The sequence below is a fragment of the Dietzia maris genome (assembly GCF_036287335.1).
Taxonomy (GTDB): domain Bacteria; phylum Actinomycetota; class Actinomycetes; order Mycobacteriales; family Mycobacteriaceae; genus Dietzia; species Dietzia cinnamea.
This window is the reverse complement of the sequence record NZ_CP143053.1, coordinates 1,746,908-1,766,692: the sequence shown is the minus strand read 5'-3', so window position 1 is coordinate 1,766,692 and position 19,785 is coordinate 1,746,908. Positions and strand designations below refer to the sequence as shown.

Annotated in this window: 19 protein-coding genes; 13 read left to right on the top strand and 6 right to left on the bottom strand. The window is 70.5% G+C overall.

Going from position 1 to position 19,785, the window contains the following annotated elements:
• Window positions 1-5: 5 nt before the first annotated feature.
• Window positions 6-1,592, bottom strand: coding sequence for a polyprenol phosphomannose-dependent alpha 1,6 mannosyltransferase MptB (mptB, locus tag VYL96_RS08100; RefSeq protein ID WP_061915175.1), 1,587 nt, complete (start codon window positions 1,590-1,592; stop codon window positions 6-8).
• A 156-nt stretch (window positions 1,593-1,748) separates the two neighbouring features.
• Here mptB and VYL96_RS08095 point away from each other — a divergent pair, with 156 nt between their 5' ends.
• From VYL96_RS08095 to VYL96_RS08060, 8 genes are all read left to right on the top strand, one after another.
• Entirely contained in the window at window positions 1,749-2,486 is a 738-nt protein-coding gene (locus VYL96_RS08095) for a helix-turn-helix transcriptional regulator (RefSeq protein ID WP_063973580.1), read from the top strand.
• Window positions 2,483-3,934, top strand: a complete 1,452-nt coding sequence (gene sufB, locus VYL96_RS08090; RefSeq protein WP_061915168.1) for a Fe-S cluster assembly protein SufB — start codon at window positions 2,483-2,485, stop codon at window positions 3,932-3,934. Before VYL96_RS08095 ends, sufB begins: the two co-directional genes overlap by 4 nt.
• Before the next feature lie 4 nt (window positions 3,935-3,938).
• Entirely contained in the window at window positions 3,939-5,147 is a 1,209-nt protein-coding gene (gene sufD / locus VYL96_RS08085; RefSeq protein ID WP_131885015.1) for a Fe-S cluster assembly protein SufD, read from the top strand.
• A gap of 61 nt (window positions 5,148-5,208) precedes the next feature.
• Entirely contained in the window at window positions 5,209-5,979 is a 771-nt protein-coding gene (sufC, locus tag VYL96_RS08080) for a Fe-S cluster assembly ATPase SufC (protein ID WP_131885014.1), read from the top strand.
• Between the two features lie 19 nt (window positions 5,980-5,998).
• Window positions 5,999-7,261: a cysteine desulfurase gene (locus VYL96_RS08075; RefSeq protein ID WP_063973583.1), complete on the top strand. Its 1,263-nt coding sequence runs from the start codon at window positions 5,999-6,001 to the stop codon at window positions 7,259-7,261.
• On the top strand, window positions 7,258-7,710 hold the full coding sequence (gene sufU, locus VYL96_RS08070) for a Fe-S cluster assembly sulfur transfer protein SufU (protein ID WP_063935169.1): 453 nt from the start codon (window positions 7,258-7,260) through the stop codon (window positions 7,708-7,710). Before VYL96_RS08075 ends, sufU begins: the two co-directional genes overlap by 4 nt.
• A gap of 6 nt (window positions 7,711-7,716) precedes the next feature.
• Entirely contained in the window at window positions 7,717-8,187 is a 471-nt protein-coding gene (locus VYL96_RS08065) for a metal-sulfur cluster assembly factor (RefSeq protein WP_007626475.1), read from the top strand.
• A gap of 134 nt (window positions 8,188-8,321) precedes the next feature.
• Window positions 8,322-9,107: a DUF8692 domain-containing protein gene (locus tag VYL96_RS08060; RefSeq protein WP_243699576.1), complete on the top strand. Its 786-nt coding sequence runs from the start codon at window positions 8,322-8,324 to the stop codon at window positions 9,105-9,107.
• Here VYL96_RS08060 and VYL96_RS08055 read toward each other — a convergent pair.
• Window positions 9,069-10,277: a lycopene cyclase family protein gene (locus VYL96_RS08055; RefSeq protein WP_131885013.1), complete on the bottom strand. Its 1,209-nt coding sequence runs from the start codon at window positions 10,275-10,277 to the stop codon at window positions 9,069-9,071. The two genes, VYL96_RS08060 and VYL96_RS08055, sit on opposite strands and share 39 nt — an antisense overlap.
• A gap of 34 nt (window positions 10,278-10,311) precedes the next feature.
• Here VYL96_RS08055 and VYL96_RS08050 point away from each other — a divergent pair, with 34 nt between their 5' ends.
• From VYL96_RS08050 to VYL96_RS08040, 3 genes are all read left to right on the top strand, one after another.
• Complete coding sequence (locus VYL96_RS08050; protein WP_131885012.1) at window positions 10,312-11,094, top strand: thioesterase family protein; 783 nt, start codon at window positions 10,312-10,314, stop codon at window positions 11,092-11,094.
• 427 nt (window positions 11,095-11,521) lie between these two features.
• Complete coding sequence (locus VYL96_RS08045) at window positions 11,522-13,153, top strand: ABC-F family ATP-binding cassette domain-containing protein (RefSeq protein WP_063973642.1); 1,632 nt, start codon at window positions 11,522-11,524, stop codon at window positions 13,151-13,153.
• A 151-nt stretch (window positions 13,154-13,304) separates the two neighbouring features.
• Window positions 13,305-13,739 carry a universal stress protein gene (locus tag VYL96_RS08040; RefSeq protein WP_131885011.1) on the top strand — a complete coding sequence of 145 codons (435 nt, stop codon included), beginning with the start codon at window positions 13,305-13,307 and terminating at the stop codon, window positions 13,737-13,739.
• A 41-nt stretch (window positions 13,740-13,780) separates the two neighbouring features.
• On the opposite strand, the gene VYL96_RS08035 is transcribed toward VYL96_RS08040, so the two are convergent.
• Window positions 13,781-14,923, bottom strand: a complete 1,143-nt coding sequence (locus VYL96_RS08035) for an IS630 family transposase (protein WP_061917901.1) — start codon at window positions 14,921-14,923, stop codon at window positions 13,781-13,783.
• Here VYL96_RS08035 and VYL96_RS08030 point away from each other — a divergent pair.
• Window positions 14,922-15,386, top strand: coding sequence for a hypothetical protein (locus VYL96_RS08030; protein ID WP_254425955.1), 465 nt, complete (start codon window positions 14,922-14,924; stop codon window positions 15,384-15,386). The genes VYL96_RS08035 and VYL96_RS08030 overlap by 2 nt on opposite strands.
• A gap of 100 nt (window positions 15,387-15,486) precedes the next feature.
• On the top strand, window positions 15,487-15,834 hold the full coding sequence (locus tag VYL96_RS08025; protein WP_131885935.1) for a hypothetical protein: 348 nt from the start codon (window positions 15,487-15,489) through the stop codon (window positions 15,832-15,834).
• A 58-nt stretch (window positions 15,835-15,892) separates the two neighbouring features.
• Here the strand turns inward: VYL96_RS08025 and VYL96_RS08020 are convergent, their stop codons facing one another.
• The 3 genes from VYL96_RS08020 to VYL96_RS08010 all read right to left on the bottom strand — a co-directional run bounded on the left by VYL96_RS08020 (window position 15,893) and on the right by VYL96_RS08010 (window position 19,766).
• Window positions 15,893-17,491, bottom strand: coding sequence for a pyridoxal phosphate-dependent decarboxylase family protein (locus tag VYL96_RS08020; protein ID WP_131885936.1), 1,599 nt, complete (start codon window positions 17,489-17,491; stop codon window positions 15,893-15,895).
• Window positions 17,488-18,861, bottom strand: coding sequence for an MFS transporter (locus tag VYL96_RS08015; protein ID WP_131885937.1), 1,374 nt, complete (start codon window positions 18,859-18,861; stop codon window positions 17,488-17,490). Before VYL96_RS08015 ends, VYL96_RS08020 begins: the two co-directional genes overlap by 4 nt.
• Window positions 18,862-18,923: 62 nt before the next feature.
• Window positions 18,924-19,766, bottom strand: a complete 843-nt coding sequence (locus tag VYL96_RS08010) for an aldo/keto reductase (RefSeq protein ID WP_070722531.1) — start codon at window positions 19,764-19,766, stop codon at window positions 18,924-18,926.
• Between the last annotated feature and the right edge of the window lie 19 nt (window positions 19,767-19,785).

Here is a 19,785-nt window from a genome sequence, read left to right as displayed (position 1 = left end):
CCCGGCTACCGGTACCGCAACAGCCCCGGCCACCGGAAGAGGGCGATCAGCAGCGCGGCGACGATCACCACCGTCGCCGCCCACGCCTGGACGGTGACGAACGGCGGCAGCCCCGCGCCGGGCGGCAGGGTGAAGCAGGCGAGGACGGCGCTGACCGCGACCACGGGGACGCGGAACTCCCACCGTGACGCCCACGCCGCGAGGGGGACGAGTGCCCACAGGATGTACCAGGGATGGACCACGGGGAAGCACAGCACGATCGCCGCCATCGAGACGCCCAGCCCACCCACCGGATCGATGCGTCCGGCCTGGACCGCGAAGAGCATGCGGACGGTGAAGGCGCCGGCGATCACGAGGGCCGCGGTCTGGACCATCACGAGGATCTGCGCGGTGTGGTCGCCCAGCCCGAGGTACTGACCGATCCCGCCGACCAGCACACCGAGGGCGGTCGGCGGGGAGAGCCAGCTCCGCAACGAGGTGGCGGCGCCGAGCTTGGTGACCCAGCCGAGGCCCGACGAGGTGGCGACCATGGCCACACCGGTCGTGACGCCCGAGATCAGGACCATCACGGCCGTCGCCCGGATCGTGGCCCGCCAGTCGCCGCCCCATCGGCGGGCGAGTGCCATGCCGACGAAGCCCAGGGCGACGATGGTCGGCAGCTTGACCAGGGCCGAACCGGTGATCAGGACGGTTCCCAGGACGAAGAGCGGGATCGCGCCGCGCCCGCGGCCCGCGTGGTCGACGGCGCGGAGGGCCAGTACCAGGCCGACGGCCAGGAGGCCCATCATCAGGGACTCGGAGTGGATTCCGGAGACCAGGTGGAACAGCACGAGCGGGTTGGCGACCGCCAGCCACAGCGCCGCCACGTCCGACACGCCGCAGTACTCGGCCAGTCGCGGCACCGCCCAGCCCAGCATGAGGATGCCGAGCACGGCCACGACGCGGTGCAGGACGGTCCCCGCCACCACGTCGTCGCCCGTGAGCCCGTGGATGGCCTTCTGCACGCCCAGGAAGAGCGGGCCGTACTGGTTGGGCGTGTCGCGCCAGATGTCGGGGACGTTGATCGTGAGCGCGTGGCCGGTCCCGAGCGCCGAGACCGGTCCGCGCTCGTAGGGGTCGTCCAGCGCGTTGCCGATGGCGCCCTGGGCGAGGTAGCTGTAGACGTCCTTGCTGAACATCGGGGGCGCGAGGGCCAGCGGGAGCGCCCACGAGGCGATCACCCTGTCGAGCGTCGCCCGGTCGATGCGCCCACTCATCCGGCCCCGGCGATCGCGCCCGAGCACGTACGGGGCGAGGAGCAGCCAGCAGAGCGTCACCACGACCATCCCGGCCATGACCACCGTCATCGACGACTGCTGGAGGCGGAGCCAGAGCCCGAACAGGCGCTCACCGGCGATCGGGTTCTGCAGCACCGGCAGCGCGCCCGCGCCGAGGGCTCCCACCGCCATCGCGACGGATGCCGTGGTGCCGATACGCCGGATGCGCCACAGTCGCGCCATCTCCGCGGACGGCGGGGAGCCGGTGAACCGCTCCTGCGCGTGGAGCCGCGAGGTGACCGAGCCCGCGCCACGTGTCGGGACGTCGCGTGCCATCGTCTCGTCCCTCCTCCACCTGGAACTGTCGGGCATGTCGGCGCCCCGAGGGACGCGCCCGGGGGTGGGGGAATAATTCCGAAACGAAAGTGTTGCGTAATATCAGGAGGTGCGCCCCGCCCGGGCGCACAGAGCATATCCGGAAGGGAGTGGCGTATGAGCGTGCAGCACGCGATGGACAGCGGCACGCGCCCCGACACCCGCTCGACGATCCGGGAACTCCTGCTGGAGCGCGGAGCGCTGACCGCGGCCGAGATCGGACAGGAACTGGGGCTCACCGCCGCAGGGGTCCGACGCCATCTGGACCACCTCGTCGAGGCCGGCGAGGTGGAGGCCGCACGCACCCGTCCGGCGGGAACCCGCGGTCGCCCGGCCAGGGCGTTCCAGGTGACGGCCACGGGTCGGAGCACCGCACGGCACGGGTACGATCACCTGGCGGTCGAGGCCATGGCGGCACTGCGTCGCATCGGCGGCGCGGAGGCTGTCTCGGAGTTCGCCCGCGAGCGGGTGCGCTCGGTCATCGGACACGTCCGACCGGCCGAGGGTGCCCACGACGTCGAGCGCGCCGCGACCGACATCGCCGTGGCCCTGTCGAAGGCGGGCTACGCGTCCTCCGTGGAGGACGCCGGGACGGGGCTGCAGATCTGTCAGCACCACTGCCCGGTGTGGAACGTCGCCTCCCGATTCCCCGAACTCTGCGAGGCCGAGCAGGAGGTGGTGTCCGAGATAGTGGGCACCCACGTCCAGCGTCTCGCGACCATCGCGGGCGGTAACTGCGCCTGCACCACGAACATCCCGACAGGGACCGTGACCGCGGAGGATCTCGCGGCCACGATCCCCGCACCGGCCGGCGCACCCGCGTCGGCACCGACCGCCGAAAGGACAGTGCGATGACCCTCACCCCCGACCAGGTGACGGCCGACGTCACCGAGCCGACCACCGATGAGGAGCGGATCGCCTCCATCGGCCAGTACAACTACGGCTGGCACGACTCGGACGATGCCGGTGCCGCCGCGCAGCGAGGCCTGTCCGAGGCGGTCGTGCGTGACATCTCCGCCAAGAAGAACGAGTCCGAGTGGATGCTCGACAAGCGGCTCAAGGCTCTGAAGATCTTCGACAAGAAGCCGATGCCGAAGTGGGGCTCGGACCTGTCCGGGATCGACTTCGACAACATCAAGTACTTCGTCCGGTCCACGGAGAAGCAGGCCACCAGCTGGGAGGACCTGCCCGAGGACATCAAGAACACCTACGACAAGCTCGGCATCCCCGAGGCCGAGAAGCAGCGGCTCGTGGCCGGCGTGGCCGCGCAGTACGAGTCCGAGGTGGTCTACCACCAGATCCGCGAGGACCTGGAGAGCCAGGGTGTCATCTTCATGGACACCGACACCGCGCTCAAGGAGCATCCGGAGTTCTTCGAGGAGTACTTCGGCTCGGTCATCCCCTCGGGTGACAACAAGTTCTCCGCCCTGAACACGGCGGTGTGGTCCGGCGGCTCGTTCATCTACGTCCCCAAGGGCGTCCACGTGGACATCCCGCTGCAGGCCTACTTCCGCATCAACACGGAGAACATGGGCCAGTTCGAGCGGACGCTGATCATCGTCGACGAGGACGCCTACGTCCACTACGTCGAGGGCTGCACGGCGCCGATCTACAAGTCGGACTCCCTGCACTCCGCGGTGGTCGAGATCATCGTCAAGAAGGGCGGCCGTTGCCGCTACACGACCATCCAGAACTGGTCGAACAACGTATACAACCTCGTGACCAAGCGCGCCCGCGCCGAAGAGGGCGCGACCATGGAGTGGATCGACGGCAACATCGGCTCCAAGGTCACCATGAAGTACCCGGCCGTGTGGCTGACCGGTGAGCACGCCAAGGGCGAGGTGCTCTCGGTGGCGTTCGCCGGCGAGGGCCAGCACCAGGACACCGGCTCCAAGATGCTGCACCTGGCCCCCAACACCTCGTCGAACATCGTCTCCAAGTCGGTGGCGCGTGGTGGCGGACGCTCGGCGTACCGCGGGCTGATCCAGATCAACCCCGGCGCCAAGGGCTCCAAGTCCAACGTCGAGTGCGACGCCCTGCTGGTGGACAACATCAGCCGGTCCGACACCTACCCCTACATCGACATCCGCGAGGACGACGTCACGCTGGGGCACGAGGCCACGGTCTCCAAGGTGAGCCAGGACCAGCTGTTCTACCTCATGAGCCGCGGGCTGGCCGAAGAGGAGGCGATGGCCATGATCGTGCGTGGCTTCGTCGAGCCGATCGCCAAGGAGCTCCCCATGGAGTACGCGCTCGAGCTCAACCGCCTGATCGAACTGCAGATGGAAGGATCGGTGGGCTGACCCCATGACCGACACGACCACCCCCGAGACCGGGTCCGCCCCGGCCCCCCTCACGGATCGCTACGGCGTCCCCGTCGACGCGACGAAGGGTGACCAGTTCACCTCGTACGACGTGGGCGCGTTCGAGGTCCCCAGCCACAAGGACGAGATCTGGCGGTTCACCCCGCTGCGTCGTCTGCGCGGTCTCCACGACGGCTCCAACGTCACCGCGACCGGTCGCCTGACGGCGTCCGTCGGCGAGCGCGAAGGCCTCACCGTCGAGACCGTCGCGATGGACGACAAGCGCGTCGGCGAGGCCGGGGCCCCCCGCGACCGCGTGGCCGCGCAGGCGTTCAGTTCGGCCGCCGAGGCCTCGGTGATCACCGTGGCCAAGGAGGTCGTGCTCGACGAGCCCGTGTACGTCACCGTCGACGGTCCGGGCGAGGGCCAGCTCGCCTACGGCCACACCCAGGTCCGCCTCGAGCCGTTCGCCAACGCGACCTTCGTCGTGGACCAGCGCGGTGGCGGCACGATCGCCGAGAACGTCGAGTTCATCGTCGGCGACTCCGCCCACCTCGAGGTCGTCCTCATTCAGGACTGGGACGACGACGCCCTGCACATGGCCGGGCACCACCTGCAGGTCGGCCGCGACGCGACGCTGACCTACACCGCGGTGACGTTCGGCGGCGAGGTCGTGCGTATCTCCCCGTTCGCGCGGTTCACCGCGCCCGGCGGCACGGTCACGCTCAACGGCCTGTACTACGCCGACGACGGGCAGCACCTCGAGCACCGCCTGCTGGTCGACCACTCGGTGCCCAACTGCACCTCGCGCATCCTGTACAAGGGCGCGCTGCAGGGGGACGCCTCGTCGAACCTTCCGGACGCGCACACCGTCTGGATCGGCGACGTCCTCATCCGGGCGGCGGCACTGGGCACCGACACGTACGAGATGAACCGCAACCTCGTGCTCACCGACGGCGCCCGCGCCGACTCGGTGCCGAACCTTGAGATCGAGACCGGCGAGATCGCCGGTGCCGGCCACGCCAGCGCCGTCGGCCGGTTCGACGAGGAGCACCTGTTCTACCTCATGTCGCGGGGCATCCCCGAGGACGTCGCCCGACGCCTCGTCGTCCGCGGGTTCTTCGGCGAGGTGATCAACCGCATCGGCGTGCCCGAGGTGCGCGAGCGGGTCACCGAGGCCGTCGAGCTGGAGCTGCAGTCCTCCGGCATCTGACCGAGCCCGCAGGCCCCCGATCATCCCCCGAAGACTTCTCACACAGATTGCGAGCACACCAATGACCACTCTCGAGATCAAGGGCCTGACGGCCCGCGTCGCCGCGACCGAGGACTCACCCGAGACCGTCGAGATCCTCAAGGGCGTCGACCTGACCATCGAGTCCGGGCAGACCCACGCCATCATGGGTCCGAACGGCTCCGGCAAGTCGACCCTGGCCTACGTCATCGCCGGCCACCCCAAGTACGAGGTCACCGGCGGCACCGTGACCCTGGACGGCGAGGACGTCCTGTCCATGGAGGTCGACGAGCGGGCCCGCGCGGGCCTGTTCCTGGCCATGCAGTACCCCACCGAGATCCCCGGCGTCTCCACCGCCAACTTCCTGCGCACCGCGGCCACCGCGGTCCGTGGCGAGGCGCCCAAGCTGCGCCACTGGGTCAAGGAGGTCAAGGAGGCCATGTCCGACCTCGACTTCGACCCCGCGTTCTCCGAGCGCAGCGTCAACGAGGGCTTCTCCGGTGGCGAGAAGAAGCGCCACGAGATCCTCCAGCTCGACCTGCTCAAGCCGAAGATCGCCGTGCTCGACGAGACCGACTCCGGCCTCGACGTCGACGCGCTGCGCGTGGTCTCCGAGGGTGTCAACCGCTACAAGGCGGAGGAGAACGGCGGCATCCTGCTCATCACGCACTACACCCGGATCCTCCAGTACATCAAGCCCGATACCGTCCACGTGTTCGTCGACGGCCGCATCGCCGCCTCCGGTGGCGCCGAGCTGGCCGACGAGCTCGAGGCGAACGGGTACGAGAAGTACCTGGCGCCCGCCACCGCCTGATCGGAACAGCTGGGAGAACATGACCTCGACCCTCGACCTGACAGCAGTCCGCGCGGATTTCCCGATCCTGTCGCGGACGGTCCGTGACGGAAAGCCCCTGGTCTACCTCGACTCCGGGGCGACGTCGCAGCGCCCGACCCCGGTGCTCGACGCCGAGCGGGACTTCCTCCTGCACTCCAACGCCGCGGTCCACCGTGGCGCGCACCAGCTCGCGGAGGAGGCCACGGACGCCTACGAGGGCGCCCGCGCGGACATCGCGCGGTTCGTCGGGGCCGACGTGGACGAGCTGGTCTTCACCAAGAACGCGACCGAGGGGCTCAACCTCGTGGCGTTCGCCCTGGGGGACCAGCGGTTCGGCGACCACGCCGTCGGCCCCGGCGACGAGGTCGTCATCAGCGAGCTCGAGCACCACGCGAACCTGGTGCCGTGGCAGGAGCTGTGCCGGCGCACCGGCGCGACCCTGCGCTGGTACGGCGTGACCGACGACGGGCGTATCGACCTCGACTCGCTCGAGCTCACCGACGCCGTCAAGGTCGTCGCCGTGACGCACCAGTCCAACGTGACCGGCGCGGTCACCGACGTGACCCGCGTGGTCGAGTCGGCCCGGAAGGTCGGCGCGCTGGTCGTGCTGGACGCCTGCCAGTCCGTCCCGCACATGGCCGTCAACTTCCACGATCTGGGCGTCGACTTCGCCGCCTTCTCCGGACACAAGATGCTCGGCCCCACCGGTATCGGCGTCCTCTACGGTCGTCGCGAGCTGCTCCACGCGATGCCGCCCGTGCTCACGGGGGGATCGATGATCTCCACCGTCACGATGGAGGAGTCGACGTTCGCCGAGCCGCCGCAGCGGTTCGAGGCCGGCGTGCCGATGGTGTCGCAGGCCGTCGGCCTGGCCGCGGCCGTGCGCTACCTCGAATCGGTGGGGATGGAGACCATCGCCCGCCACGAGGAGGCGCTCACCGTGGCCGCGCTCGAGGCGCTGCAGCAGATCCCGGGCGTCCGCATCGTCGGACCGGAGAACATGGTCTCCCGTGGCGGCGCGGTCTCCTTCGTCGTGGACGGCATCCACGCGCACGACGTGAGCCAGGTGCTCGACGACGACGGCGTCGCCGTGCGGGTGGGCCACCACTGCGCGTGGCCGCTGCACCGGCGTCTCGGCGTCCAGTCCACGGTGCGGGCATCGTTCGCGCTGTACAACACGCTCGACGAGGTCGAGACGTTGGCCCGGTCCCTGCGCCGTGCCCAGGAGTTCTTCGGAGTCGACGGGGGTGGTCTGAAGTGAAACTCGAGCAGATGTACCAGGAGGTCATCCTCGACCACTACCGCCACCCGCACCACAGCGGGCTGCGGGAGCCCTTCGGCGCCGAGGTGCACCACGTCAACCCGACGTGCGGTGACGAGCTGACGCTGCGGTTGCGCTTGTCCGAGGATCTGGCCACGGTGGAGGATGTGTCCTACGACGCACAGGGATGCTCGATCAGCCAGGCGTCGACCTCGATGATGGCCGACCTCCTGGTGGGCCGTCGGGTCGAGGAGTCACTGGAGGTCGTCGACGCCTTCCAGGCGATGATCTCCTCCCGCGGCCAGGACGAGGGCGACGAAGAGGTCCTCGACGACGCGGTGGCCCTGGCCGGGGTGTCGCGGTACCCCGCGCGCGTCAAATGCGCCCTGCTGGGCTGGATGGCGTTCAAGGACGCCCTCGGCCGACAGACCGAACACCATCAGGAGTGATGTGACATGACCGAGCAGATGACACCTGCCAACGATCCGACGGTCGACGACCCCATGTCGGCCGCCGAGAACGACACGCCCGCGGGCACCGCCTACAACGGGGAGTTCCGCCCGGACCCCAACCGGCCCGAGCAGTCGGAGGAGGACCTCGCACTGGTCGCCGACATCGAGGAGGCCATGCGTGACGTGGTCGACCCCGAGCTCGGCATCAACGTCGTAGACCTCGGTCTGGTCTACGACATCTGGGTCCGCCCCGGCGAGACGGAGGGTTCGACGATCGCGCGCATCGACATGACGCTGACGTCGGCCGCCTGCCCGCTCACCGACGTGATCGAGGACCAGGCCCGCTCCGCGACCATCGGCTCCGACCTGGTCAACGAGCTCGAGCTCAACTGGGTCTGGATGCCGCCGTGGGGACCCCAGATGATCACCGACGAGGGACGCGAGCAGCTGAGGGCCATCGGCTTCACCGTGTAGCCCTCCTCGCGGCGCCGCCGCCGCGATCCGCGTGCCCGCTGCTAGAGCGCCCGCCCCGTTCCGGACGGGGCGGGCGTCTCCGTGTCGTCGCCGGCGATTACGGTTCCGTTCGGCCGACATTTACGCTGGGGGACATGTCCGCATCCGCTGATCACATTGTTGGCGACCGGTCTGAGGCCGAGAGTGGGGGCGGGCGTGTCATCGAAGGAATCCGCCTCACCCGGGCGACGGCGTGGCTGGTGTTCCCCCCGTCGCTTCTGCTAGCCCCGCTGTCGGGTTTCCTGCTCTACATGGTGCACGCCACTGGCAGCGATCAGCCGTGGCACGTCTGGAACCTGCTGTGGACCGCCTTCGACATCGGTGCCGAGGGCAACGCGGCCGTGTGGTTCGCCTCGGCGGTCTGGCTCCTCGTGGGCGCCTTCGCGGCCCTCGCCGCCGTCACCACCGCCCGTTTCCGCTCGTCGTGGTGGCTCTTCTCCGCGGTCGCCGTGACCGCCTCCGTGGACGAGGCGGGCGCCCTCCACGAGCGGCTCTTCGTGGTGGGGGACCGGCTGGCCCCGTACCTGCCGTTCGACACCTACTACAACTGGGTGATCCCCGGCGCCGTGATCGCCCTGATCGTGGGCGGTCTGCTCATCAGGCTGGTCCTCGCTCTCCACCGCCGCGTCGCCGTCTCGTTGATCGCGGCGGCCGTGGTCTTCCTGTCCGGCTCGCTCGTGATCGAGAGCCTCACCGGGCTCGTCGACCGCGAGATCGGCGCGTCGTCGACTCTCTACCTCACACTGATGTACGTCGAGGAGACCTTCGAACTCCTCGGCGTTGCGGGGGCCGCGGTCGCGCTGTCGTCGATGTTCCGCGTCGCTCGCCGCCCGGGCGGCCTGTTACTCACGTTCGACGGGTTTCGGTCCCGCGACGCCTGACAGCGCCGCGGGACCGCGGGCAGAGCGCCGCAGGACCGCGGCCACCATCCCGGCCTTGTCGCGCACGGACATGGTCACCCACATGTCCCACATCGCGGCAGCGACCTGGTACGAGGGGCTCGCCCCGTCGAGGAACCACCGCTGGCGGCGGCCGTCGAGGCGCCCGAACGCCGCGAACAGCGCCCGGAGGGTCCGGTCGTCCGTACGGAGCAGCGCCCGCAGGCCAACACCGTGAAGGGTCGTGCTCAGGGGGGACCGCGGCTCGGGAAGCGGGTAGCCGGCCCCGAGCGCGAGGACGGCCGCGGGGACGGCCGCGAGCATCGCGGCCACCGAATACCCCGTCGCCGCGTGTCCGTGCCCGCCCGCGGTGCCGAACGCCTCGACCAGCGGGTTCCCGGGCCCGCCCGGCCGCGGCAGGAGCGGGATGTGCACCCGCTCGACCGATAGCGGGTCGTCGATCGCCGCGCTGGGCACCCCCCGGCCCGTCAGGCGCGAGCGCAGTCGGCTCGCCAGGACGGCGGGATCCGGGGCGGGCAGCCCCGCCAGACACGTCTCCTCCAGCAGAACCCGATCCGCGGACAGGGGGATGGCGTACAGGAAGCTGGGGCCGATCTCGTCGTCGTCGTTCCCGTCACGCGCGTAGTCGGTGCGCCAGTCCATGAACAGGGCCGCCTCCCCACCCAGCGCGGGGGCGGCATCGGCGGCGTCCAGCACGATGCCGTAGGCCGTCTGCAGCGGGCCCGAGTTGAGCCGGCCCCCCGCGCCGCGGCAGTCCACCACGCGGTGGGCCCGGGCGGTCAGGGCAGGCAGTGCCTCGTCGTCGATCGCCTTCCGCTCCACGGTGACCCCCGCCCCGAGCGGGAGGGCGCGCCGCAGTGCGTCGTTGTCGAGCACCGCGTACTCGCGGTGGAGCACCGCGCGCCCGGGCGCGTACAGGGCGGGGGAGGAGACCCGGTGCGCGAGCACGTCGATCCCACACACTTTCGGACGCAGCCACGGCGGCACCTGGTCGGTCCACACCGACAAGGTCTGATGCCACGGCGCGTCGGGCCGCGGGTCGAGAGCCAGGACCGTGAGACCGTCTGCGGCGCAGCGGGAGGCGAGCGCGCGGCCGGCGGGGCCGAGCCCGACGACGGCCACGTCGAACAACCCGCCACCCGTAGCCTTCATACGAACTGACACTACCGTCGCGCGAGAGGAACCCATGTCCGGCGCCTTCTACCAGCAGATGGACCACGGTCGCTTCGGGTCGACCGCGCTCACCGCGGGCCCGTGGTCCGCCGAATCCCAGCACGCCGGGCCGCCGAGCGCGCTGCTGGTGAGGGCGATGGAGAGGTTCGAGGCGGACGCGACGCTGCGGCTGGCGCGGATCTCGGTGGACGTGCTGGGCCCCATTCCCATCGCTCCGCTCGACATCGAGGTCCGCACCGTGCGCCCGGGACGCAGCGTCGAACTGCTCGAGGCCAGCGCCTCCGTGGCCGGCCGGCCCGCGCTCGTCGCCCGCGGGTGGCGCATGCGCCGGACACCCGACGACTTCCCGACGGTCGGGCCCCACGACGGGCCGCCCGTGCCCGCCACACGCGAACGCGGACCGATGATGAGCTTCGCCCACGCCGACGGCTACCTGTCCGTCGTGGACTTCTCCTTCGTCTCCGGCGGCGGCGACGAGCTCGGGCCCGCGCGGGCCTGGGGGCGTGCGCGCGTCGATCTCGTCGAGGGGGAGCGGATGACCGGGTGGCAGCACGCCGTGGTGGTGGCCGACTCCGCCAGCGGGGTGTCCCTGGCCAGCGATCCGCTGAGTCACCCGGCGGTCAACTGCGACCTCGTGGTCTCGCTGCACCGCGACCCCGAGCCCGGCTGGGTGCACCTGGACAGCGAGACCGTCGGCGGGCCCGGTCAGGGAGTGCTCACCGACACGCTGATCTCGGACGATCGAGGGCGGCTCGGCCGCTGTGTGCAGAACCTCTACGGGCGACGCGCGGGCTGAGCTTTCGCAGCCGCCCCTCACGATGGCGCCTGGCCTGCCCCGATGCGCGGGCGAGACGCCATCGTGAGGGGCGAGGAGGGCTGTCGTGGACATCTGCACGAGCGAGACGCCAGGCAGACGAGCGGCTGTGCGGAATCGCGACGCGGCCGCGCCGGGCGGGAATGCACGGGCGGGAGCGATGAGCCAGGGCCGGGAGCAGCTGCACACAGTGGACGCCTGGAAGGCCGCCCACAGACCGCAGCGAACGAAGCGCGGCGGGAGAATCCGCTCGAACGCCGACCCGGCGTGGTCGCTCTGCTCGCGGAGACCCACGTCACCGGACTCGTCGGCTCACTCGCGCCGCAGGTAGAGTGGCAGGTCGGCCCGGACCCGTCAGCGGGCGGGCCGCCGACTCTTCCCCGAAAGCTACAGCGAGGTACCCGCGCACGTGATCACCATCGACGACCTGGAGGTGCGCGCCGGTGTGCGCACCCTGCTCCACATGGACGGGTCCTCGTTGCGGGTCCAGCCCGGCGACCGGATCGGCCTGGTGGGACGGAACGGCGCGGGTAAGACGACGACGATGAGGATCCTCGCCGGCGAGGGTGAGCCGTACGCCGGGAAGGTCGTGCGGACCGGGGATCTGGGGTACCTGCCGCAGGACCCGCGTGAGGGCAACATGGACCAGCTGGCCCGGTCCCGCGTTCTCTCGGCCCGCGGGCTCGATGTCCTCATGGCGGACATGACCGCGGCCCAGCAGCAGATGGTCGACGCCCCCGACGACAAGGCGATGGACAAGGCCGTGCGCCGGTACGGCCGGCTCGAGGACGAGTTCTCCGCCCGCGGCGGGTACGAGGCCGAGAGCGAGGCGGCCCGCATCTGCAGCAGCCTGGGTCTGGAGGACCGGATCCTCACGCAGAATCTCGGCACGCTCTCGGGCGGTCAGCGCCGCCGCGTGGAGCTGGCCCGGATCCTCTTCGCCGCCTCCGACGGCGCCGGCAAGTCGCAGACCATGCTCCTGCTCGACGAGCCCACCAACCACCTCGACGCCGACTCCATCACGTGGCTGCGCCAGTTCCTGGAGAAGCACGAGGGCGGGCTCATCATCATCTCCCACGATGTGGAGCTGCTCGAGGCCGTGGTGAACAAGGTGTGGTTTCTCGACGCCGTGCGCGGGGAGATCGACGCCTACAACATGGGCTGGAAGAAGTACCTCGACGCGCGCGCCACCGACGAGGCGCGTCGCCGCCGCGAGCGCGCGAACGCAGAGAAGAAGGCCTCTGCGCTCAAGCAGCAGGCCGCCAAGCTCGGCGCCAAGGCCACCAAGGCCGCCGCCGCCAAGCAGATGATCCGCCGCGCCGAGACCATGATGAACGAACTCGACGAGGTGCGCGTGGCCGACAAGGTCGCGCACATCAAGTTCCCCACGCCGGCCGCGTGCGGCAAGACGCCGCTGTTCGCCAAGGGTCTGACCAAGATGTACGGCTCGCTCGAGGTGTTCGCCGGTGTCGACCTGGCGATCGACAAGGGCAGCCGCGTGGTCGTGCTGGGCTACAACGGTGCCGGCAAGACAACCCTGCTCAAGCTGCTCGCCGGCGTGGAGCGCACCGACGGCGAGGGCGGCGTGGTGACCGGCCACGGGCTCAAGATCGGCTACTTCGCCCAGGAGCACGACACCCTGGACATGGACGCGACCGTGTGGGAGAACATCCGCCACGCCGCGCCGGACGCGGGGGAGCAGGACCTGCGCGGCCTGCTGGGCGCGTTCATGTTCTCCGGCCCGCAACTGGAGCAGCCCACCGGCACCCTGTCCGGCGGTGAGCGCACGCGTCTGGCGCTGGCGGGCCTGGTGTCGTCCGCGGCCAATGTGCTGCTGCTGGACGAGCCCACCAACAACCTCGACCCGATCTCTCGTGAGCAGGTCCTCGACGCCCTGCGCACCTACGAGGGTGCGGTCGTCCTGGTCACCCACGATCCGGGCGCCGTGGAGGCGCTGGAGCCGGAGCGGGTCATCATCCTGCCGGACGGCACGGAGGACTTGTGGAGTCAGGAGTACATGGAGATCGTCGAACTCGCGTAACCGAGCGCAGCGAGGGCACGCGACGTTCGCGCATGCGACCGTCGAACTCGCGTAACTCCGCCCGTCCCTTCAATCCCGTCTACGGTGGGAGGTGTCGTCGGTGCACGACATGTCCAGCGCCGGCGACGAACTCGTCGAAGGAGGAGCGCTCATGGATACAGGACCAGTCGTCGTCGGAGTGGACGGCGGCCCCGATTCCCGGCGGGCACTGATCTGGGCGGCCGACTACGCCCGCACGGTCGATGCGCCGTTGATCGCGCTGACCGCGTTCGACGTCGCGCCGGTGTTCGGCCCGTACGCGATGTCCGGGGCGGAGTCGCCCAAGAAACTGGAGGAGCAGGCGCGGCAGGTGCTGGCCGACACCGTGCGTGACACGCTCGGGCCGGACGCCGTCGTGCAGCAGCTCGTCATGCGCGGCCACCCGGCCGAGTCGATCGTCGCGGCGTCGCGGGATGCCCGGCTCGTCGTCGTGGGGTCGCGCGGGCGCGGCGGCTTCGCGGGCATGTTGCTGGGATCGGTGAGCCAGCACGTCGTGCCGCACGCGCATTGTCCGGTGGTGGTTCTGCCGCGACGGGACGCCGACTGACCCTGGCCCGCTAGTGGGCATCTCCGTTAGTTCGTCGGGGGTCATGCTGCGCGGAGGGTGCCGTCGTTGTTGAGGCGGTCGAGGTGGCGGTTGAGGTCGTCGCGGGTGTACTTCCAGCCGAACGGTTCGGCGCTTCGGTTGTAGCGATCCTGGAACGCGAGGATGCGTGCGGCGAGATCGTCGAGGTCTGCGAAGTCGCCGGTGGCGATGGCTTTGCGCTGCAGGATCGAGAAGTAGATTTCGACCTGGTTGAGCCACGAGGCGTGCACCGGAAGGTGCACCAGGACCGCGTTGGGAAACGCATGACGCATCCGGTCTTTCGAGGCCTGACCTGCGTGGGATGAGCCGTTGTCGACGACCCAGAACACTCGCTTCGCGGATGCGTATGGCTCTTGGGTCATCACCTGCTCGACCAGTTCGGTGAACGGGGCGATCCCTGTCTTGGGTGCGGTCATCCCCATCACGCGGGCCTGGTGGACGTCGTAGGCGGCGAAGTAGGCCAACGTCCCACCGCGGCGGTACTCGAACTCCACGCGCCGCGGCTGACCGGGCCTGGCGGGAGTCTCGGCGTGACGGCGTTTGAGGGCTTGGAGCTGTGATTTTTCGTCCGCACTGATGACGTACTCATCGTCGCCGAGAGCAACGCCGTTCCAGCGCCGGTGGTACAGGTCCAGCACCCGGGCGGCCTTGACGGCGAAGTCGGGGTCGCGGGGAAAAATCCACGACCGGTGCTGCCACGGCTTGATCGCATCTGCGGCCAGCCAGCGCCCGATCGTCGCCGACGCCACGGGGCGCACCAGCCCTGTGGCCACGGCGTGGGCTCTCAACTCGGCGGCCGACCATCTGGTCAGTGGCAGACCGTGGTCAGCCGGGCGCGTACACGCCAACGCTTTGACCTGGGCGACCTCGACGGGGGTGAACACTCGCGGTCGTCCCGAGCGGGGCCGATCTTTGAGACCCTCCAGGCGCTCGGTGCAGAACCGATGCCGCCACTGGCGCACCGTGTCTTCGCACACCCCGACCTCGCGGGCGATCGCAGCGTTGGCATCACCGGCAGCGGCCGCCAGGACGATCCGGGCTCGCAGTACATCGCGGTGCGCACAACGAGCAGCGTGCGCGCGGCGGGTCAGCACGTCGCGTTCTTTGCCGGACAGGATGACGATAACGGCGCTGGTGGGAGGCATGTTCATTTCTGACGCACCCAGCGGCGCCCGCCAAGCCGCCACGCCGGAACAAGCCGAAAGTCGAGGGCGAGAAACGGCGGCGGCGATGATGGAGACCATGGCCAAGATCCCCGACTCGACACAGACCTCACTGCGACAGAAACTCCTGGCCCGCGCTGCCGAACGGTGGCCCCAGATCCAGGCCCTGCACACCCGCTACCGGGCCGGATTCGCCTACATCGATGCCACCTTGACCGACGGGGACGAAGTCAAGCTCTGCCGACTGCGCTACGCCGGATCAGCCAGCCAGTGGGGTTTTGCGATCTACCGCGCCAGCCACGACGACTACCAGCAAGCCGCCCTGCCAAACGGATGGCCCTCAGGCACTCCCGCAGAAGCCCTCGACACCGCCTGCGGCCTCTATCTCGGCGACCCCACCGCCTGGATCACCGACCCCCGACGAACTAACGGAGATGCCCACTAGCCCACTGCGCCTGTCCGTTCCGACGCAGGCCCGCCGAGACGCCGGTCACATAGGCCACCCTAAGCAGGCTTATGTCCCTCCGACCTGAGAGAATCGCCGTATGGACATCGTCTTCAACATCGTGCTCATCCTGCACTTCATCGGCCTGGCGGGCATCATCGGCGGCTGGCTGGCGACCATCAAGGCGCCCCACGTCAACAAGGCGATCCTGCACGGCGCAATCCTGCAGGTGGTCACCGGCCTGCTGCTGGTGGGCCTGCGGGAGATGGACGACGTGGATGTCAACCACATGAAGATCGGCATCAAGCTGGTCATCGCGATCGCCATCCTGGTGGTGGCCATCCTCGGCGTCCGCAAGGAGGCCCGCGCGCAGGGCACCACCGCGACGCTGGCCCACGTCGCCGGCGTGCTCGGCATCGTCAACGTCGCGATCGCGGTCTTCGTCTGACGCACCCCGCACGGCGCACCGCCCCTCGACCTCGAGTCGGGGGGCGGTTCTCGTCTGCTCACTCCATGACGGCCGCGAGGTAGGCGCGGACGAGCCGGGCCCCGACGTCGGCGGGGAGGCGTTCGATCGCCGCCATGAGCGGGGCCATCCCGCCGCCCGCTCCGTCGTCGGGCGCGTCCGAGAGGACCCCCGACACGATGGCGTGTACGTCGTCCTCCGGTAGCGCGAGCAGATCGCCGGGGGAGAGGGCACCGGAGTCCAGCGCGGCGAGGACGTCGCCGAACGCCGCCGCAGGCGTCGGCGCGCCCTGACCGCGTACCTCGTCGGCGGCCTCGCGCGCCACCAGGAGGATGTCGTCGACCAGCCGTTCGGTCACCGGGGTGACGGTGAGATGGGACGACGACGACAAGGCGCCCCGCTCCTGGCGGTGGGCCGGCTGCGCCTGGACGGAGATGCCCCTCCGACCGCAGGCGTCGGCCCAGAGGTGGGGGTGGACGCGTCGGCCATCATCGACGGTGTCGTCGGCGGCGACTGCGATGAGTGGGCCGGGGTCGCGGTCGAGAACACGGAGTCCCTCGATGGCGGACAATCCCTCGACCAGGCGATCGGTGGCGCGGGCGGTGCGGGCGACGAGTTCCCGCTGCCCGTCGTCGCCCAGGGCCTCGAGGACCGTCCACGCCGCGGCGGCGGGTTCGAGGGGCTTCGACCCGGCGAGCGTGGGGTTGACCACGGGGTAGCCCGGCCAGTCCACGGTGGCGAACCACGCGGCGCGGTGGCGCTCCCGGCCGCGGCTGAGCAGAACCGAGGTGCCCTTGGGGGCGAAGCCGTACTTGTGGAGATCCGCCGAGATGCTCGTCACGCGCGGGACGCGCATGTCCCACCGCGCGGCTCCGTCCGGCTCGGCCGACTCGGACTGTCCGGTCCTCTCGGTCGAGGGCCAGTACGGCAGCACCAGACCGCCGAGGCAGGCGTCGACGTGCAACCCGATCCGCGGATCGTGGTGCGCCTCGAGTCCGGCGGCGACCTCGGCGACCGGGTCGATCACCCCGTTCGGGTAGGCCGGGGCCGAGCACACGACCAGCAAGGTGTGCTCGTCGACCGCGGCGAGCAACTCCTCCGCGGTGACCCGCCCCGTCGACGGGTCCACCTCGACGCCCACGAAGCGCAGTCCCAGCAGGTGGGCGGCCTTGCGGAACGCGGCGTGCGCGGTGACGGGAGCGACGATCGTGCCACCGCTTCCGGGCTCGCGGCCCGAGACCTCGCGGGCGGCGAGACAGGCGAGGATGCAGCTCTCGGTCCCGCCGGAGGTGACGCTGCCGTAGACCTCACCGCCGTCGGCCGCATCGCCACCGGCCGCATCGCCACCACGTGCAGCGCCGCCGGGCGCACCACCGAGGATCGCGCGGACGCGGTCGACGATCCCGCCGTGGATCTCGGCGACCGAGGCGAACACCGTGGGATCCAGACCGTTGACGCCGTGCGCGAGCCGCGCCGCGCGGGTGGCCAGCTCGTCGAGCTCCTCGAGCCCGGAGTCGTAGACGTAACTGAGGACCCGCCCACCGGTCGTGGGTGGGTCCTGTGCCCGCAGCGCGGCCAACCGGGCCAGGGCGTGCTCTCCGCGGTCGGCGATCTCCAGGGCCAGGGGGTCGGGGGTCATGCGCGCTCCGTCCATCGGGGATAGGACCTGCCGAGGGTCCGGATCAGCAGCAGGCTCGCCGCCGCGAGGATCGCGGGGACCAGGGAGAACGCCAGGACGATCGCCCAGTGCGCCGACCCGGGCTGATCGGCCACCCCGCCGGAGCGGAAACCACCGACCGCCAACAGGGCGAGGACGACCACCGGACCCAACGCCATCGCGCCCGTCTCGGAGGCCGTCCACAGGCCGCTCATGGCGCCACTTCGTCGTCGTCCCCCCAAGGTGCGGTCCAGGTCGGTGCAGTCGGGCAGCATCGACATCGGCAGCGCCTGCATGCCCGCGTACGCGACGCCCGCCAACGCAACCGGCACGTGCACCCACCCACCGGGCGCGACGCCGGCCGGGACGAGCAGGAGGGTGGCCACCGTGAACAGGGCCGTCGCCGCGGCGAGCGCCGGCACCTTGCCCCGCGCGTGCGCGAGCCGCGCCCACAGCGGCATCACCAGCAACGCCGGCCCCACGAGCGCCAGGAACAGTCCGGTCAGCGCGGTCTCGTCGCCCAGCACGTACGTCGCCACGTACTGACCGCCCGCGAGCATCACCGCCGTGGCCACCGCCTGCAGGCAGAACACCACCACCAGCAGCCGGAACGGTCGGGTGGTCCGCAGCGCGTCGAGGCCGTCGCGGTACTCGTGGGCGAGGCCGCCCGCGGGCGCGTCGGCGCGCATGATCGTGCGGCGACCGGCCACGAACGTGGACCACAACATCCCCATCAGCATGAGCGCCGCAACGCCCGCGGCCATCACCACGTACCCGGTCGCCCCGCCGCCGGCCGCGTCCCGCAGTGCCGGGCCGCCACCGCCGGTGAGCAGAATCGCCGCGGCGAGCACCGCCACCCGCCACGCCAACACCGTCACGCGGGCGGCGGCGTCCTCGGTGAGCTCGGCCGGCAGCGCGAGGTACGGCACCTGGAAACACGAGTACGCGAGCGAGGCCAGCAGGAAGAAGCCCATCACCCACACGCCCGCTGCACCCGTGCTCCAGCCCGTCGGCGCGGCGAACGTCGCGACGAACAGCACCGGGAGCGCCAGGGCGCCGGACAGCATCAGGCCCGTGCGGTAGCCGGTGCGGTGCGACGCGCGGTCGGAGATCGCCCCGATGAGGGGATAGGCGAGCACGTCGACGACCTTGGGCACCAACACGAGCACCGTCGCCACCGCCGCGGCGACCCCGATCGAGTCGGTGAGGTAGTAGGCCAACACCAGGCCGGGCAGCGTGCCGAACGCGCCCGTGCCCAGGCTGCCCGCTGCGTACGAGGCCAGGACCGGGGCCGTGGTGGCGCGGTCGCGCGCTACCCGGTCGGGCGCGTCGGCCGCGTCGGTGGTGGTCATGGACCGACTCTAGGACCCGCGGCCGCCGTCCCGCCGGACTTCGCCGACGGATCCGGTGTGGTTCAGCCGCGCCAGTCGAAGACGTCCGGGTCCGGGCCGGAACGCGTGCCGTTGTGCAGCGCCGAGACCGAGGCCATCTGCTCGTCGGTCAGCTCGAAGTCGAACAGCTCGAGGTTCTCACGCATCCGCGCCGGGCTGGACGACTTGGGGAACACGATATCCCCGCGCTGCAGGACCCACCGCAGCACCACCTGGGAAACGGTGCGCCCGACCTGCTCGGCCAGAGCCGTGAGCTGCGGGTCGCCGAAGACCGATCCCTGGGCGAGCGGGCTCCACGCCTCAACGGCGATCCCGCGCTCGACACACGCGGCGCGGAGCTCGTCGTTGACGAAGTAGGGGTTCGATTCGATCTGGTTGACCGTCGGGGTGCTCAGCCCGGCATCGGCGAGACGGGCGAGGTTCGCCTCCGTGAAGTTGGAGACGCCGATCGAGTCGACGGGCAGGTCGGAGCGGATCTCCTCCATGGCCTCCCAGACCCGCGCGACATCGTCGTGCATGGCCAGCGGCCAGTGGACGAGGTACAGGTCGATCCGGCCGCCGAGCGCCTCGAGCGACCGCTCGGTGGCCTCACGGGCGGCCGTGCGCTCGTGGAAGGTGTTGTTGAGCTTGGTCGTGATCCAGAACTGCTCGCGCGGGATCCCGGAGGCGGCCACCGCCCGGCCCACGCCCTCCTCGTTGCCGTACATCTGCGCGGTGTCGAGGTGCCGGTACCCGACCTCGATGGCGTCGGTGACCACCTTCTCGGTGTCCGCGGGCGGGACCTGGAACGTGCCGAACCCGAGTTGCGGGATCGACCGCCCGTCGTTCAGTTCGATCGTCGGGACGTACGTCTGGGGTGTGCTCATGCGCTACAACGTACGCCCC